A 15965-nucleotide genomic window follows, 5' to 3' on the forward strand; every position below is an offset into this window, starting at 1 on the left:
GCTATTCCTTAGCCTGATCTCTTGCTTGTTGCTTTGCCTGCTTTAATCGGCTGGCAAACGATACCGTCTCAACATTAACTGCGGTATCAAGTTTTTCAATCAGATTGACTTGTTGAGCAGTCACCCCAAGCAAATATTGTTGCCCTTCTAACTCAACCAATACCAACTTCTCTTTTTGACCTAATGGTGTCATGGCGACAGTCTTGATGACACCTTGATTTGACTGGACCAAATTTAGCTTTTTGACGATATACGCTAATACAAAAATTATCGCTATAACAAGTATTAGCCCCCCCATCATGCTAGATAATGCAGCAATATTTGATGTTTCAGCTCCACGAATTGCAACTTCTGAACTAACAGGTTCTGAGGCTGCAACGTCGGTGACAGCAGCACTAGCAACGACGAATAAACTAACTGCATTTAGCACGGATAAATCCTTAACGCTTTATATTGAGAATAGAGATTATTTTAGTTTTTTGATTCGTTCAGTTTGACTAATGACATCGGTTAAACGAATACCAAACTTGTCATTAACTACTACCACTTCTCCGTGAGCAATCAAAGTGCCATTGACCATAACATCAAGGGGCTCACCCGCCACTCTATCCAGTTCAACAACTGAACCTTGGTTTAACTGAAGTAAATTACGAATACTGATAAAGCTCCGCCCTACTTCCATTGAAATAGTGACAGGAATATCCATGATGCTATCGAGCTTATCTGCCTCTTCTTGAGAAATAGGCGCCGACTCATCTACTAATTCATCAAGTTCAACTTGCTCGGCAACATTAGCCTCTTCAAGGGCTTGCTCTGCCATTGCTGCTGCCCAGTCGTCAGTATCATCACTCATTATGTCACCTTATAATTCTGAAATATCACGCGCTTTGCTACTTTTGCGTGTAATTAGTTGTAACTCTGATTTAGCTGTTTCAGGGCGAGGAATTTTCTCGCTAATTTTCAACGCTAAATTATCTCGAGATTTACCTAACTTACATCGGTAAGTGGGTAAATCCTCAATACGCATCATGATGTGCTCAGGCAATTCAATCGGAATGACATCGCCTGCTTTAAACTCCATCACATCGCGAAGTTTTACTTCGTGTTCAATAATATTGGCATCAATACCGACCTGTACATCCATAATTTCATCACGTAATGCCTGTCCCCAGCGCATATCAGTATCTTGCTTATCACTTTGTACACCAGCATCTAGCAGTTCACGGATGGGCTCAATCATCGAGTAAGGCATTGTGATATGAAAATCACCGCCACCACCATCAACTTCAATATGAAAAGAGTTAATCACGACTACTTCTGTTGGGCTAACAATGTTCGCCATTGCAGGGTTGACTTCTGAATCCAAATATTCGAATTCAACGTCCATTACTGGCGCCCAGGCATCTTTATAATCTTCAAAAATAATCTTTAGTAGTAACTGAACAATACGTCTTTCTGTCGGAGTAAATTCACGACCTTCAATTTTTGCATGAAAACGCCCATCGCCACCAAAGAAGTTATCTACCAAAATGAAAACAAGTCGTGCTTCCATTGTTATTAGTGCGGTACCTTTGAGTGGACTGAAACGCACCATATTAAGACTGGTCGGAACAAATAAGGTGTGAACATATTCACCGAATTTAAGCATCTGCACGCCATTAATAGACACTTCTGCAGCTCGGCGCATCATATTGAACATGCTTATACGCAAGTGACGGGCAAAACGTTCGTTCACGATTTCCAGTGTTGGCATCCGCCCACGAACAATTCGGTCTTGAGATGAGAAATCATATACACGCGTGTCTTCACCGTCGTTTATGTCATCTTCATCAACATCATCGACCCCATGAAGTAGCGCATCAATTTCGTCTTGGCTTAATAAATCACTCACATCATCACCTTGTCTTATTCACTGGTGTTATTGCATCACAAAACCAGTAAATAGCACTTTCTCAACTATTTTTCGGCCTGCTACTGATTGTAATGTATTTTGCACATTTAACAGCGCCAGTTGCCTCAATTCATCCTTACCAGCCTGAGTGCTTAACTTTTGCACATCTGCAGCACTAAAAGTCGTTAATAAGGCATCTTCAATCAATGGAATATGCATTTTCGCAGTTTGACCATCATCACCTCGCACCATCAGCTGCACTTTGATTTCGACTAAACGTGCTCTGTCTACACCAGGTAAATTAAACAGGAAAGGTCTCGGCATACCAACATAATTGGCTCTACCTTTCTTTGATTCATCAACAACGGTTTCGGTTGAGGCTGCAGTTCCTGGAGTTGACGATGTAGGCTCGTCATCACCACCTAAGAAAAATAATGCAACTCCAACAATTAATGCTATTAGCACTATGCCAATAACAATAAATATAATGAGCTTCTTCTTACTTTTCGGTTGATTGTCCGTTGTTAACTCTAGAGATTCTTCTTCAGCCATCATTTATTCCATTTATGTGTGCCATTTTGGTGTCAATCTTGTCACGATTATCACACGGCTTTGACTGCCTTAACTTATTGGCTATAGATTACCGACTTAGGCGTAATAATCTATAGCTGAGTTACTACTCTTTGCATGTTTTGTCACTATGTCGAGCTCTTGTGCTGATATTTCATCCAACATGTTATCACCAGTGCTGTTTTGTTCATCATATTCAGACTTTTGCTGATTATCGCCATCTTGAGAAACCTGACTATCTGCAAGTTGTAAGCCTTCTTCTGCCAACATTTCTCGTAATTTGGGAATGGCTTGTTCAATTAAGTCTTTTGTTTGCGACTGAGCAACTTGGAATTGCACTTGTGTTTGTTCACCATTTACTTGAACCTTCACTACCATATGCCCCAACTCTGCAGGATCAAGACGTATTTCAGCGTGTTGAACACCTTGCCCGACCATAGTGATCAATTGTTGCTTCATGACTGGGGCAAACTTTTGAATCATATCTTGCATTTGTACTGCGGACTCAACGCCTTGGCGTAATGAAAGTTGAAATTGAGGAACATCACTCTTGTGTTGCGGAGTCAAACTACTTTGGTTTTGTAATGTCTGGTGTTGAAGTGATTTTGAATCTATTGCATCACTTTCCTTTCCAAGCTCAGTTGCTAACCCATGATTAGTGGCATTACTTGCCGCATTCGCTAAAGCATTATTAAAAGCCACTTTCGATGTAGGTTTATCTAACGAAACACTTAACTCAGCCTTACTAAGATTAATTGAGTTAGTATCTTTTTCGGCATTCTTAGCATCCAATTTATTTGCATTAGAAATCGCTTTTTCTTCAGCAATAACCTTCTCAGCACTCGCTAATTGAGCACTTGTTAATGCTTGAGTAGTGTTTACGTTAGCAGCACTAGATTGACCTGCGTTTGATTGAATTGCAGATTGAGTGGCTGTATCCACTTTTTTAGCTTCAGCAGCATTATCACTTTCATTTATTGAGGTTGTAGCTGTTTGAGCATTAGGTTTTACATCTGGTATTAAAGGTAAAACCTGAGCACTTGCTGAATCTGTCTGCTGATTAAAGCTCATAATTAATTTGTTCAATTCGGAAGGACTCAACCCTGCAAGCTCTTGTTCACTCATAGACGAAAACTGACTCAAAGCATCTAATTGTTCAGTCGATAATCCATTTAAAAATGATGCGGTTACAAGCTCACTATCTTGACCAATAGCATCAACAGGTATATCACTATTCAACAAATCTTTATCTATTGAATGCTGCGTTACATCGACTAATGCTAATTCGCTACCTGTTTGAGAAAGTTCTTCTTGAGACTGCAACTGTAAGGAAAGTGCTGACTCCGACGGCAAACCTTTGCCACCAGCCTCAGTATCAGATGTTGATTCAAAGTTTTCAGCTAAACCTATTTGAGCAAAAATTAACTCAACGTCGCCTTCTTTTGATAGCGTTTCTTTATTATTTTCTGCTGAAACGTCAGCATTTTTTGTTAGCTTCGTTTTATCAATATCTACTTGTGCAGCTTGATTAAATGCTGATAAAAATGAATTGTTTTCAGTACCTTGCGACGTTCCTTGCGCAGAGCCTGCAACTTGTGCATTGGCTGCTTTACCGCTATTTCCAAGTAAAATACTGCTCATTTGTTGCATAACGCACTCCACTAACAATCATTCAAAATGAACTGATTGGCCTAAAAATCAAATTCAGAATAACAGTCACAAAGCTGACACTTTGATGACTAACTCTATAAATAAGCAAATAAAATGCCAGCTTCATTAATTTATATAGATTAACTAGCAAGTGATTAGCAATATAAGGATTGGTGCAATGATTAATTAGTTAATAGGTTTACAATGTCTATCGAGGTGTTTTGCGAATGAATTGCTGCATGGCAAATTCATCTGAGGCGTTTTGCTCACGTTTATTTTCAATCAACTGCGCTTTTAATGCATTTTTATCAAGCAGCATTTCTACTGCTTTACGTTTTTGTTGCTTTTCTTGCCAGTGAACTTGGCGGTAACCTGTTTGCTTTTCCGCTTCTTTTACCGCATTGACTTGTTGAATAAGAGCTTGATCGACTTGCTTAATAAACTCATGAAAAGAATGATATTCACTGGCACTTAGGGTTTTCCCTTGGCTCTCACCCATTTGTTTCATGTATTCAAGACGATAATTATTTAATGCGTCAAGTTGACCTTGGCACTTATGCTGCTCTAATTGAGCCGACTTTAATTGCAAAGCGGCTTGCTCTTCCGCTTCTTTATTTATTTTTAATACTGTCAGTAAAGGATCTGCACGGCGCATTATTTACATTGGGCAGCAATTTGCCCCACCATGGTTTGGCTATCATTAAACGAAATAACATCCTTAAAGCCTTGTCTTAAAAATGCATTCATAGCGGGCTGTAACCTAATGGCATTATCTATTCGTGGATCGCTACCTTGAGAATAGGCACCAATTGAGATCAAGTCGCGGTTTTGTTGATATGTAGAATACATTTGCTTCACTAATCGCATCGACTCAAGGTGTTCGGGCGCAATAACCATGGGTGCCACACGGCTAATAGATTGTTCAATATCAATTGCAGGGTAATGCCCAGAATCAGCGAGGGTTCGAGATAATACAATATGCCCATCTAAAATCGCTCTCGATGCATCTGCAATTGGATCTTGCTGATCATCACCTTCTGTCAAAACAGTATAAAATGCAGTAATTGAGCCTTGTCCCGGCCCACCATTTCCTGCACGCTCTACTAAGCGAGGTAGCTTAGCAAACACTGAAGGCGGATAACCTTTGGTGGCAGGCGGCTCACCAACAGCTAACGCAACTTCACGCTGCGCTTGGGCATAGCGAGTTAAGCTATCCATCAGTAAGAGGACGTTGTAGCCTAAATCTCGAAAATACTCAGCTATACGAGTCGATGTTTCACACGCTCGAAGTCTCATCAGTGGAGAGGTATCGGCTGGCGCTGCAACCACTACAGATCTTGCGCGACCTTCTTCTCCCAAAATTTCTTCAATAAATTCTTTCACCTCACGGCCACGTTCACCCACTAAACCGACAACAATAATGTCAGCAGTGGTGCCACGAGTCATCATGCCTAATAACACACTTTTACCCACGCCAGAGCCTGCAAACAAGCCCATACGCTGCCCTTTACCTACGGTCAGCATGGCATTAATCGCTCTAACACCTACATCTAAGGGTTCTGAAATAGCTCGTCTTGCTAAAGGGTTAATTGGCGGCGCATGACGAGAGGCTTGTTGATCTGTATTTAACGGGCCTAAACCATCAAGGGGTAAACCGCTACCATCGAGCACTCTCCCAAGTAAACTTAAGCCAACGTTTAAACCTGATTGCTCACCTAGTGGTTGCACTCTCGCCCCTGGTAACACACCTCTTAATTCATCAACTGGCATTAAATACAATAGCTCGTCATCAAAACCTACCACTTCTGCGACTAGTTCTCCTGCCATCGTTTCTATAGAACATAAACTGCCTACGGGAGCTCTACAGCCAGTCGCTTCAAGGGTTAATCCCACTACTCGCACCAATTGGCCACTTGCTACAGGCCTGAGAGGGCTCACTTTTTGACTTTGAACTTTAAGCTTATTCAGTAACTGATGTTGACGGTTTTGCATCGTCTAGTACCTCATCAGTTTCTAATGGTTTGGCTTGCTCATCTGTACCATTTTCAATTGCAGATGCGTGATGAGGTTCAACTGAAGAATCTGTAGCTTGGAAACTGTGATCTTCTATAGATGATTCTTCTATAGGTGGTTCATGACGAGTGGGTTCTTGCAAACTTGTATCATTCTCACTGATGACTGAATCTGTAGATTCAGTCATTTGACTGCTTTCCGTCGTTAAGCTTGAAGATTGCTTTTCGGGTAAATGATCCACGACTTCAGTAGTGTATTGAGGATGCTCAGCTTTTATCGATTGCACATTTGCGTGAATACCACCAGCTTGTTCTTGTAGATCATGGAGTACCTGACGCATTCTTTCTTCAACACGAAGATCCACACTTGAACGCAAACTGTTGATAATGCAATCACCCGGATTAAGTGATGGGTCAGCTTCAATATCCCAATGATTTTTCTGTAATTGCGCATCACTGTATAATTCGGTCACTAGAGTCGCATCATCAGGGTGTAATCTAAGTTTAACCTGCTGATCTTTTATAGGGAGGGAGTCGACACCTTGACGAAGCACTGATAAAATATGTTCTGGATGAGTTTTAAGTTCATGACCAACAACTGATTTAGCCAGGTTTATGGCCAAATTTAGTACTTCTGCTTCGATTTCAGCATCAAGTAGCATCAAGGGTTTCTCGAACTGCTCCACTAGTTTAGTTAACCGTTCAAGTACTTCATTCGCTTTAACTTGGCCAACTTCGTAACCTTGTTGCTCACCTTGAGCAAAGCCCTCAGTATGACCGAGCTCCAACCCTTCAAGTTTACCTTGTTCAAGACCTTGGCTATGACCTTCAACTTTACCTTGCTCGAAGCCCTCTTGTTCGGCTTCGACTCGGATTTGCTCAATCTCAGCCATGGTTGGCGGTAACAGTGGTTTTTCATCAGTTTGAGCAGGCGGGTTTTGGCTGCCAAGATGACCAAATAAATTCGACGGTGAATCCGTTTGTTCTTCGGTCACATCAGGCAATTGCCAGTGACTGAAATCTAAGTCATCATTTTCGATTGATTTTTTGGTTTTAGATTCCGTCATGAACTGGCCTAATTTTTACAGCAATTAATTTATATTATTGTGCAGATCTTCGATGAGAGTGCTTTGTAGTGAAAAGTTATAAGAACTCTTCTCCACCACCACCGCCAAGCATAATTTCCCCACTATCACTTAAGCGACGAGCAATTGCGAGAATTTCTTTCTGCGCCATTTCAACTTCACTGATCCTAATTGGACCCATTGCTTCAAGATCGTCTCGTAATAGTTCGCCAGCTCGTTTAGACATATTACCGATAATTTTATCAGATAATTGGTCATCAGCTCCTTTTAATGCTTTCATCAGTACATCTTGCTGCACTTCGCGTAATAAGACTTGAACGCCGCGATCATCAACATCAAGCAAGTTTTCAAACACAAACATAAGATCTTGAATTTGTTGCGCCATTTCTTCATCAGACTCACGCATAGTTTCCATGATTTGGCTTTCAACACCTGTATCGAGGAAATTCATAATATTGGCTGCAGCTTTAAGACCACCCATTTTCGCCGCTTGCGCGCCGCCTTGGCCAGCAAACTGTTTCTCCATAATATCATTCAACTCTTGCAATGCGGCAGGCTGAACTTCTTCTAAGTTCGCAATACGCATCATCAAATCTAAACGAGTATTTTCCGGAAACTGGCTGAATATTTCAGCTGCTTGATCAGGCTCTAAATAAGATAAAACAATGGTCTGAATTTGAGGATGTTCGTTTTGTATAATGGTGGCAACTTGACGCGCATCCATCCACTTCAATGAGTCTAGCCCCTTAGCACCACTGCCCATGATAATTTGTTCAATTAAATTACCGGCTTTGTCTTCACCAAGTGCAGCAGTTAAGGCTTTTCTGACAAATTCTTCACTATTGAAACCAATAGATGAGAATTTTTGAATTTCCTCAAGAAATAACTTATGCACCCCAATGACTTTCTCTTGACCAAAATCTTCCATGGCCGCCATCGACATACCCACTTTCTGAACCTGTTTAGGCTCTAAGTGTTTTAAAATTGAAGCAGCGTCAGCTTCACTTAGACTTAACAGTAAAATAGCTGTTTTTTCAGTACCGGTTAAATCATCAGGGTTAAACCCTTTAGTAGCCTCTGCTACTGCAACGTCATCATTTGCCATCGTCTTGTAACCAACTCTTAATTACTTGGGTAGAAAGTTCAGGTTCATTTGCGACTAAAGCCCGAATTGATTTAATCATATCATCATCTTTATGCAGATTAGGTATCTGAATTGAGCCATCATCTGCATAACTGTAATCAGCCTGATTAGTATTAAGCATCCCTAAAGTATCTGCTGCATATTGATCTTCAATCTCTGCGAGCTCATGACCTAAACGTGCTTCTTCAGGCATTTCAACATCATTTGTTTTCAGCAATTTATTTAGCATCGGGCGAATAACAAACAGTATTAGCACTAACACTAAAAACGCACCTAGTACCAATCTTACAGCGCGCCAGAACCAAGGCTGCTCCCAGAGTTCAGGCTCGGGTAAAGCTTCAATAAGCTGATCCATAAATGGCACTGTCACCACTTCTAAGGTATCGCCACGTTGACTTGTAAAGCCCATTGCACCTTCTAGCAAACGTCGGATATTTGTCAGTTCTTGTTCAGTTCTTGGAATTCTTGTTACCACACCATTTTCATCAACAGGCCCAGGTTTATAATCAACTGCGACTGACACACTCACTCGTCTAACCTGCCCTACTTGCTGACGTGTATGACTAATAGTGGTATCCAATTCAAAATTTCTTGTGGCTTCGCGGTGACTATCTCCGGTTGTTGAAGTTGTTTCTGCAGCGCCGGCTTCTTGAGGAATATCAGATTCCATTGGCGGCTGATTTGATAATGCCCCAGGTATACCGCCCATCGATTGACCTGATGAATTACGCTCAACAGTCATTTCACTACGAATCGCAGGTAAATCTGGTGAGAAACGTTTAGCGGTTTGTTCAACAGCAGTAAAGTCCATGTTGACGTCAACTTGAGAAGTGAAATTCTCAGGGCCTAAAATCGGCATTAAAATTGAGTCAACTTTATTGCGATACTCTGATTCTTTCTGTTGAACCAGCTCTTGTTCACGGCGGGCTCTAGAAGAAGCCGCATCTTGACTACCAGAATTAAGTAAACGCCCATTTGAGTCAGTAACGGTAACGCGGGTTGGATCTAAACCTTGTACAGCTGAAGCTACAATATCAACGATTGAATCGATTTCTTCTTGGCCTAAGCTACCACGGCGAACACTGACAACCACTGTCGCACTTGGCTTTGACTTGTTGCGCGCAAATACATTCTCTTTTGGTAAGGCTAGAATCACTTTGGCGCGGGTAACACTTTTTAATTCTTCTATCACGCGAGCTAAATTAACTTCTTGGCTTTGTTTTAAACGTGCTTGCTCCATGCGTTGGCTCACGCCAAAACCGCTATCTTTACTTAAATAATCGGTTGGTTGGCTTGATGCTTCAACACCGGCACGTCCTAATAATAATTTTACATTTTGATATTTGTCTTCCGGAATACTAACCACATCACCAGAAATTTTATAAGCAATTTTGTTTTTATCCAAAACGTCCAATACTTGGATCATTTCGTTGGTTTCCATCTGCCCTAATGGTCTAAATTCTGGCTCTTGCGCCCAAATCATCATAAATACAGCCAATACTAAACACACGGCTAATGCCAAGATCATAGTAATTTGACGCATAAAATCAGCACTGCCAAAAGAACTCATCAAACCAGGCTTATTTTCCTGCTGAATCCCTGTGCCACTCACGGTATCTGAATCTAATACGAGATCTGTACTCACAATAATTACCTACTTTCTAATCTAATAAAGAGGCCTAAACAGGCATGCTCATAATTTCTTTATAAGCTTCTACAAGCTTATTTCTTACCTGTACTGTCGCTTCAAAAGCCACACCAGATTTTTCTCGAGCAATTACGGTATCCGATAAGGTCACAGTCGAGTCACCCATTTCTAAACGGGTGGCTAAATTGGCAGAGTTTTTTTGCAACTCTGTCACACCACCAACAGCTTGAGAGAGCAACTCACCAAAGTCAGCACCTGATGTGTTGCCCACTTTTTGGATCATTTCCGGTTGCATTGGAGAACGTAGATTAGGTGAAATCTCACCACGAAGTGATTGCATTTCTTGTAAGAAAGGATTCGAGCTAATCTGCATTGTAATCTCCTATTCGTCGGATATTTGACGACTAAAAACCAGTTACAATAGATTTAGCAAGTAGGATGCCAACAATAGAAATCAGAGGGCTAATTGTGTTGATTTGTCACTTAAGGATGACTGTTTGACTAGCAAATAAACAACAAACCTAATCAAAACATCAATTAGGTTTGTTTAAACATTGAAAAATTAAAACTATAAAAGGCTTATGCAGGTACTTGAATACCCATATCGCGCATTTTTGCCATTTTATAACGTAAGGTTCTTGCGCTAATACCTAACTTTTCAGCTACGTCTTTACGACTCCCATTACATTGATTTAGAGTCTCTAAAATAATGACGTGCTCTTGTGCTTTTAACTCACCACCCAAACCGTCATTTTCTGCTGCAGGTTTTGCCTGCATCGGTTCAGGTTGTTGTAAATCAACTTCACTAGAATCGAGGATAATATCATTCGTTGAAATGTCATCACCTGAATGAAGGATAAGCGCCCGCTGAATAACATTATCAAGCTCACGCACATTGCCCGGCCAGCGATAAGTCAATAAGCGTCTGCAAGCAACTTCATCTAAAGCTGGAACTGGAGAGATATTAGCGTTTTTGGCATGCTTAACTAACAGGTGACGCGCCAAAGGTAAAATATCAGCAGGGCGTTGATTTAAAGCAGGCCAAGTTAATGGAAAAACATTAATTCGATAATATAAATCTTCCCTAAAGCCACCTGCAGCAACCATTTCTTTTAAATCACGATTTGATGTAGCCAAAACTCGCACATCCAATGAGATAGTTTTGCGGCCACCTAAACGTTCAACTTCTCGCTCTTGCAATACTCTTAATAATTTAGCTTGTAGACCTAATTCCATTTCTGAAATTTCATCTAATAAAATCGTGCCGCCTTGGGCTTGTTCGAACTTCCCAGGACAAGCTTGATATGCACCAGTAAACGCCCCTTTTTCATAACCAAACAAAGTGGCTTCGAGCATATTTTCAGGAATTGCAGCACAATTGATAGCAATAAAAGGTTGCTCTGAACGGGTACTATTTTGATGAATATAACGTGCGAGTACTTCTTTACCAGAACCACTTGGTCCCATGATCATAACCGATGCATCAGAACTCGCCACGCGCTGTGCTATAGATAGTAACGCCAAACTTTTATCATCAGCAACCACTGGTTGATCAAGATTCTGTTTCAATGGTAAATAGCGAGATACTTGATTTAATAGCACTTCTGGCGCAAAAGGTTTTGCTAAATAATCTACAGCACCTAGTTTTATCGCACTCACAGCACTGTCAATTGTGGCATAGGCTGTCATGAGCAATACGGGAACTTTATTATTCTGTTGTTGTAAGTAATTAAGTAATCCGATCCCACCAATGCCTTCCATTTGAACATCACTGATAACTAAATCAAATTCATTGGATTTTAACGCAATAATGGCATCTTCAGCAGAAGCAACATCAATACATTCATAGCTTGCTAAAAGCAGTGTATCAAGCAAGGCCTCACGTAAAGATGCATCGTCTTCAACGAGTAATAATTTTGCTTCAGCCATGTGATGCCTCCACACCTTTCAACTTTTCAGTTAAAGGTCCACGGTTAATAGTTTCTTTCTCGGCAAGTTGATCTGCCTGAGTTTTTATAGCTTGATAAATCGGAAATGAAAGTCTTATCAAACACCCTTTATTAGGTTGTGATGAAACTTGTACTGTCCCATTATGGTTTCTGACCACGGTTTGTACTACTGCAAGCCCCAATCCTGTACCTTGGCTTTTGGTGGTGAAAAATGGTTCTAAAATTTGTTGTTGCATATCCGCGGCCAAGCCTTTGCCATTATCGATGACATCAATATGAATATGAGCATCAGATGAAGCCGTGATGATCCTAATTTCAGTTGCATTGGCTTCTAGGCTATTCATCACTAAATTATTAATCGCTGAGCTTAGTGCATTCCCATTTGCTAGCATCTTTTCATTAGCATTGTTGAAGTAATTCAACTTACATTGTTTATTCTCTGCAATGGGTTCACAATTTGCTAAAACAGGCTCAATAATATCTTCTGCCGTCATGGGCTCAGAAGCATCATCTTGTTTATTTTTAGCCATTAACAACATGTCATTCACTTGCCGTTCAAGTTCGTTCAATCTATCAACTAGCTTAGTTTGAAAACGCTTTTTCGCAGTGTCATTGAGTTTAGGACTAGCAAGATTTGATGCATACAACATCGCAGCAGACAATGGTGTTCTAACCTGATGCGCCAACGTTGCTACCATCTTACCTAATGCCGATAAACGTTGCAGATGAGACAAGTTTTTCTGCAATAAACGAGTTTCTGTTAAATCGGTTAAGACAATTAATTGCCCTGGCTCAGGCGTCAGAGGAGTGATAGCAAGTTTCACTCTTCGACCATTTTTAAGTGAGACTTCATGTCCGTCATCTTCTTGGGGAGAGAAGGCACGGTTAATGATATCGAACCATTTAGCACCTTGTAATGGTCGGCCTAGAAGTTCAGTTGCTACAGGGTTAGCCAACGTGACTAGTCCATCGCCATTAATAATCACAACACCAGATGGCATTGCTTGAAGAATGTGTGCCATTTGATTCGACATATTAGCCGCCTTCTGCGGTGTTGAACGTCCGATATGTTCAGCGCTATCTGTTTTCACTTCCTTTTTGACGGTTACAGAACTCGCAGCAAGTCTTTCATGCTGCTGAATAACCTTTTTACTGTCATCGTTCGACAAACGATTTACCGAACTTATAGCGTCCACTAGGGAGCTTGGCTCTACCATAGTTTGTGCTGAACTGCTGTGCCCCGAAAACATAGCCACTCCGTCAAAATATTAACTCTTGAATGAGCTAATGCATTTGGTGTGCCAAAATATATATCAAGTGTATAGCCCATGATTTTCGAGCAAAAAAAAGCATGCCAAAGGCATGCTTTACTGTAACAGTTAATTGCAAAAACGGTTAATCTTTACCCATTCCATACTTTCGCATTTTTTCAACAAGCGTCGTTCTTCGAATTCCCAGCATTTCAGCAGCTCTAGCAACAACATTATCTTGTTGCTCTAACGCTTGGCGGATCATGTCGATTTCTAATTCTGCCAACAAATCTTTAAGATTAACGCCTTCTGGCGGTAGTTCACTTGGAAAGCGTGTTTCAGGAATTTCAATCGGTTCATCATCACTGAAAATTGACGCTAATGCATCACGTTCCTGTTGCTCTTCACTAATTTCAACGCTGTACTCTGGTACATCGATATAGCGATATTTTCGAGGCAAGTCATTAACATCAACAAGCCCACCTGGGAATAAAATCGTTAATCGTTCGACTAAGTTGGACAGTTCACGAACATTACCAGACCAGTTATGCTCCTTTAATGACTCTATCGCACGTTGAGTGAAACGGATTTTTCCGCGACCTTCATTAAATACTCTGCTAACGAGTTCTTGCAATAGTAGTGGCACATCATCACGACGCTCTCTGAGTGATGGCATTTCAATAGGGAACACATTTAAACGATAATAAAGGTCTTCACGGAATAAGTTATCAGTAATCATCGTTTCTAAGTCACGATGGGTTGCAGCGACCACTCTGACATCGGTAGTAATGGTTTTTGAACCGCCAACTCTTTCAAATACTTTTTCTTGCAATACACGGAGCAACTTAACTTGCATCTGCAGTGGCATATCGCCAATTTCATCTAAGAATAAGGTACCATTCTCAGCTAGCTCAAACCTGCCTTTACGAGTTGATATAGCCCCTGTAAACGAACCTTTCTCATGACCGAAAAGCTCACTCTCTAGCAGTTCTGGTGGAATAGCACCACAATTGACTGGAATAAAAGGTCCATCACGACGCTCAGACATATAATGAATATTACGCGCGACAACTTCTTTACCTGTACCCGATTGGCCCAACACCAGCACTGTGGCATCAGAAGAAGCAACCTGACTTATTAGATGGCGAACATTGGCAATGCCTTCGCTTCGTCCAACAAGAGATCTAAATAACTTAGTCTGGTTCGCACTAGTGGGTATTTGAGGTTGTTTAGCTTGCCCATAAACTTGGCAGAAATGGAGTAACTCAGTCAACTGTGGATAATTGACCGGTTCATCGATAGTACCTAGAACATTGGCACCATTATTATCAATAGAGCCAATTAACAATACTGGTTGCCAAGGGATTGATGACTGAACATCTTTAATAAATTCAGAAGAAACAGATTCAGTATCAATGACCAAAGCTCTGAAACGTGATTCGCGTGTTAACGAAGCAAGATCATCTTTCGTAATGACATGATGTTTTTCATCTAAGAATTCAAAAATACAACAAAGACGAGATACACGCTCAGAAGGTTCAGCAACAATTAAAATTCGTTGTTCTATTTGCATCATTAAGAAGGCCAAAGCTCTAGTTATTAGTTATTCAAGGTCATATTCATGTTTCGTGCTCTTTACCACAGCTGATAGCAGAGTCTTGATTTGAATATTGATTGTCATGATATATTTTTTTGAGTCAGATGACACATTTATAATATAAACATTAACATAGCAGAATGCATACTCATATTTTTTAATCTTTACTTAAATATAGCCAAACCTGCAATAAAGTTTAAACGAATACGCAAAAATAAATATTGTATTATCAGAGCATGAGAATCAAGCGTCAGAAGCCATTATTCTATCATGCTGTTGATTTAAGTCACTAACAGTTGTTTTTATAAGCAACAATAATAGGTTAGCCTAACTATTTGCTCATAAAAAATACGCTAAAATGAGGTACGCTGACACAAATAAAAAAGACGCCATAGGCGCCTTTTCTTACAAGGGTTACATTTAGTCTCAACTCGCCTCTGAAGTCATTTGATGCATATCTTGAGGTATTGCATCCCACCCTTCTTTGATAGTGCGAAGAATGCCAGATACATCATCAATGGCTTTAACATCATTGTTAATATTTGCTTCTGATATACGACGAAGCATAAAGTCATATAACTCACTCAAATTGTTGGCAACTGAATCTTTAACATCCATGTTTAAACTGTTATTCAAACCATTAATGATCCCAATGGCTTTATTGATAGCTACGCCTTTACCTTGCAAATCTTGTGTTTCGATTGCGTAGCGACTTTGAGCTAAGCGCAATAAAGCACCATCGAACATCATTTGAATAATACGATGTGGGGAAGCAACAGCAATCTCACTATCAATAGATACTTTGCGGTATGATTTTATTGAGCCTCTCATAGGTCACCTTCGCTACTTATTTGAATCGACTGATTGATAAATATTTATTTGGCGTTGATTTTTCTTTCTAGCTTGAAGTAACGATTGAATATGCTTAAGGACATTTTGAGCCCTTTTTTCAAACCCTTCACCAATGGCTATTTGGTCTTGAAGTGTTCTTTTCGCAAGTCCTACATCACTGACATCAATGCTATCGAGTAAAATTTGACGCTCACCAATCAATACAAGCAATTTAGATACCAACTCATCTGATTTTTCATTTTCTGACGGTGTATTTTCTAATTCAACTAATGTTTCTTCGATTTTGTTGTTATGTTCTGTAATATTATTCATATTTA

At 40.3% G+C, this 15965-nt stretch carries 16 protein-coding genes; all 16 read right to left on the bottom strand.

Features of this window, described 5'->3' with window-relative positions; translation table 11 throughout:
• Window position 1 precedes the first annotated feature (1 nt).
• The 16 genes from fliO to AC0L4E_RS13170 all read right to left on the bottom strand — a co-directional run bounded on the left by fliO (window position 2) and on the right by AC0L4E_RS13170 (window position 15960).
• The gene (gene fliO / locus AC0L4E_RS13095) at window positions 2–430 is read right to left on the bottom strand and encodes a flagellar biosynthetic protein FliO (RefSeq protein WP_473679536.1); all 429 of its coding nucleotides are present in this window, start codon (window positions 428–430) and stop codon (window positions 2–4) included.
• 36 nt (window positions 431–466) lie between these two features.
• Window positions 467–853 (bottom strand): flagellar motor switch protein FliN, encoded by a 387-nt coding sequence (fliN, locus tag AC0L4E_RS13100; RefSeq protein ID WP_248984009.1) that lies wholly within the window; start codon window positions 851–853, stop codon window positions 467–469.
• A 9-nt stretch (window positions 854–862) separates the two neighbouring features.
• Window positions 863–1891, bottom strand: coding sequence for a flagellar motor switch protein FliM (gene fliM, locus AC0L4E_RS13105; protein WP_220754736.1), 1029 nt, complete (start codon window positions 1889–1891; stop codon window positions 863–865).
• A 27-nt stretch (window positions 1892–1918) separates the two neighbouring features.
• Window positions 1919–2443: a flagellar basal body-associated protein FliL gene (gene fliL, locus AC0L4E_RS13110; protein ID WP_473679537.1), complete on the bottom strand. Its 525-nt coding sequence runs from the start codon at window positions 2441–2443 to the stop codon at window positions 1919–1921.
• A gap of 96 nt (window positions 2444–2539) precedes the next feature.
• Window positions 2540–4111: a flagellar hook-length control protein FliK gene (locus tag AC0L4E_RS13115; RefSeq protein ID WP_473679538.1), complete on the bottom strand. Its 1572-nt coding sequence runs from the start codon at window positions 4109–4111 to the stop codon at window positions 2540–2542.
• A gap of 208 nt (window positions 4112–4319) precedes the next feature.
• On the bottom strand, window positions 4320–4766 hold the full coding sequence (fliJ, locus tag AC0L4E_RS13120) for a flagellar export protein FliJ (protein ID WP_473679539.1): 447 nt from the start codon (window positions 4764–4766) through the stop codon (window positions 4320–4322).
• Window positions 4766–6103 carry a flagellar protein export ATPase FliI gene (fliI, locus tag AC0L4E_RS13125; RefSeq protein ID WP_473679540.1) on the bottom strand — a complete coding sequence of 446 codons (1338 nt, stop codon included), beginning with the start codon at window positions 6101–6103 and terminating at the stop codon, window positions 4766–4768. Before fliI ends, fliJ begins: the two co-directional genes overlap by 1 nt.
• Window positions 6072–7190 carry a flagellar assembly protein FliH gene (gene fliH / locus AC0L4E_RS13130; protein WP_473679541.1) on the bottom strand — a complete coding sequence of 373 codons (1119 nt, stop codon included), beginning with the start codon at window positions 7188–7190 and terminating at the stop codon, window positions 6072–6074. The genes fliI and fliH overlap by 32 nt, the downstream gene beginning before the upstream one ends.
• A gap of 76 nt (window positions 7191–7266) precedes the next feature.
• On the bottom strand, window positions 7267–8313 hold the full coding sequence (gene fliG / locus AC0L4E_RS13135) for a flagellar motor switch protein FliG (RefSeq protein WP_220754730.1): 1047 nt from the start codon (window positions 8311–8313) through the stop codon (window positions 7267–7269).
• Window positions 8303–9922 (bottom strand): flagellar basal-body MS-ring/collar protein FliF, encoded by a 1620-nt coding sequence (fliF, locus tag AC0L4E_RS13140; protein WP_220754753.1) that lies wholly within the window; start codon window positions 9920–9922, stop codon window positions 8303–8305. The genes fliG and fliF overlap by 11 nt, the downstream gene beginning before the upstream one ends.
• Window positions 9923–10031: 109 nt before the next feature.
• Window positions 10032–10373, bottom strand: coding sequence for a flagellar hook-basal body complex protein FliE (fliE, locus tag AC0L4E_RS13145; protein ID WP_220754729.1), 342 nt, complete (start codon window positions 10371–10373; stop codon window positions 10032–10034).
• A gap of 206 nt (window positions 10374–10579) precedes the next feature.
• The gene (locus tag AC0L4E_RS13150; RefSeq protein ID WP_473679542.1) at window positions 10580–11929 is read right to left on the bottom strand and encodes a sigma-54-dependent transcriptional regulator; all 1350 of its coding nucleotides are present in this window, start codon (window positions 11927–11929) and stop codon (window positions 10580–10582) included.
• Complete coding sequence (locus tag AC0L4E_RS13155) at window positions 11922–13199, bottom strand: sensor histidine kinase (protein ID WP_473679543.1); 1278 nt, start codon at window positions 13197–13199, stop codon at window positions 11922–11924. Before AC0L4E_RS13155 ends, AC0L4E_RS13150 begins: the two co-directional genes overlap by 8 nt.
• Before the next feature lie 145 nt (window positions 13200–13344).
• Window positions 13345–14775 (bottom strand): sigma-54 dependent transcriptional regulator, encoded by a 1431-nt coding sequence (locus AC0L4E_RS13160; RefSeq protein ID WP_473679544.1) that lies wholly within the window; start codon window positions 14773–14775, stop codon window positions 13345–13347.
• Window positions 14776–15222: 447 nt separating this feature from the next.
• Window positions 15223–15627, bottom strand: coding sequence for a flagellar export chaperone FliS (gene fliS, locus AC0L4E_RS13165; protein WP_473679545.1), 405 nt, complete (start codon window positions 15625–15627; stop codon window positions 15223–15225).
• A 12-nt stretch (window positions 15628–15639) separates the two neighbouring features.
• Window positions 15640–15960: a hypothetical protein gene (locus AC0L4E_RS13170; protein WP_473679546.1), complete on the bottom strand. Its 321-nt coding sequence runs from the start codon at window positions 15958–15960 to the stop codon at window positions 15640–15642.
• Window positions 15961–15965 lie beyond the last annotated feature (5 nt).

It is taken from the genome of Shewanella sp. GJ50-10, assembly GCF_055808815.1.

Bases quoted from the DNA above. Each gene is read 5' to 3' on its own strand.
- fliN (WP_248984009.1), bottom strand. From the start codon at position 853: ATGAGTGATGATACTGACGACTGGGCAGCAGCAATGGCAGAGCAAGCC.
- fliL (WP_473679537.1), bottom strand. From the start codon at position 2,443: ATGGCTGAAGAAGAATCTCTAGAGTTAACAACGGACAATCAACCGAAA.
- AC0L4E_RS13115 (WP_473679538.1), bottom strand. From the start codon at position 4,111: ATGCAACAAATGAGCAGTATTTTACTTGGAAATAGCGGTAAAGCAGCC.
- fliJ (WP_473679539.1), bottom strand. From the start codon at position 4,766: ATGCGCCGTGCAGATCCTTTACTGACAGTATTAAAAATAAATAAAGAA.
- fliI (WP_473679540.1), bottom strand. From the start codon at position 6,103: ATGCAAAACCGTCAACATCAGTTACTGAATAAGCTTAAAGTTCAAAGT.
- fliH (WP_473679541.1), bottom strand. From the start codon at position 7,190: ATGACGGAATCTAAAACCAAAAAATCAATCGAAAATGATGACTTAGAT.
- fliG (WP_220754730.1), bottom strand. From the start codon at position 8,313: ATGGCAAATGATGACGTTGCAGTAGCAGAGGCTACTAAAGGGTTTAAC.
- fliF (WP_220754753.1), bottom strand. From the start codon at position 9,922: ATGAGTTCTTTTGGCAGTGCTGATTTTATGCGTCAAATTACTATGATC.
- fliE (WP_220754729.1), bottom strand. From the start codon at position 10,373: ATGCAGATTAGCTCGAATCCTTTCTTACAAGAAATGCAATCACTTCGT.
- AC0L4E_RS13150 (WP_473679542.1), bottom strand. From the start codon at position 11,929: ATGGCTGAAGCAAAATTATTACTCGTTGAAGACGATGCATCTTTACGT.
- AC0L4E_RS13155 (WP_473679543.1), bottom strand. From the start codon at position 13,199: ATGTTTTCGGGGCACAGCAGTTCAGCACAAACTATGGTAGAGCCAAGC.
- AC0L4E_RS13160 (WP_473679544.1), bottom strand. From the start codon at position 14,775: ATGATGCAAATAGAACAACGAATTTTAATTGTTGCTGAACCTTCTGAG.
- fliS (WP_473679545.1), bottom strand. From the start codon at position 15,627: ATGAGAGGCTCAATAAAATCATACCGCAAAGTATCTATTGATAGTGAG.
- AC0L4E_RS13170 (WP_473679546.1), bottom strand. From the start codon at position 15,960: ATGAATAATATTACAGAACATAACAACAAAATCGAAGAAACATTAGTT.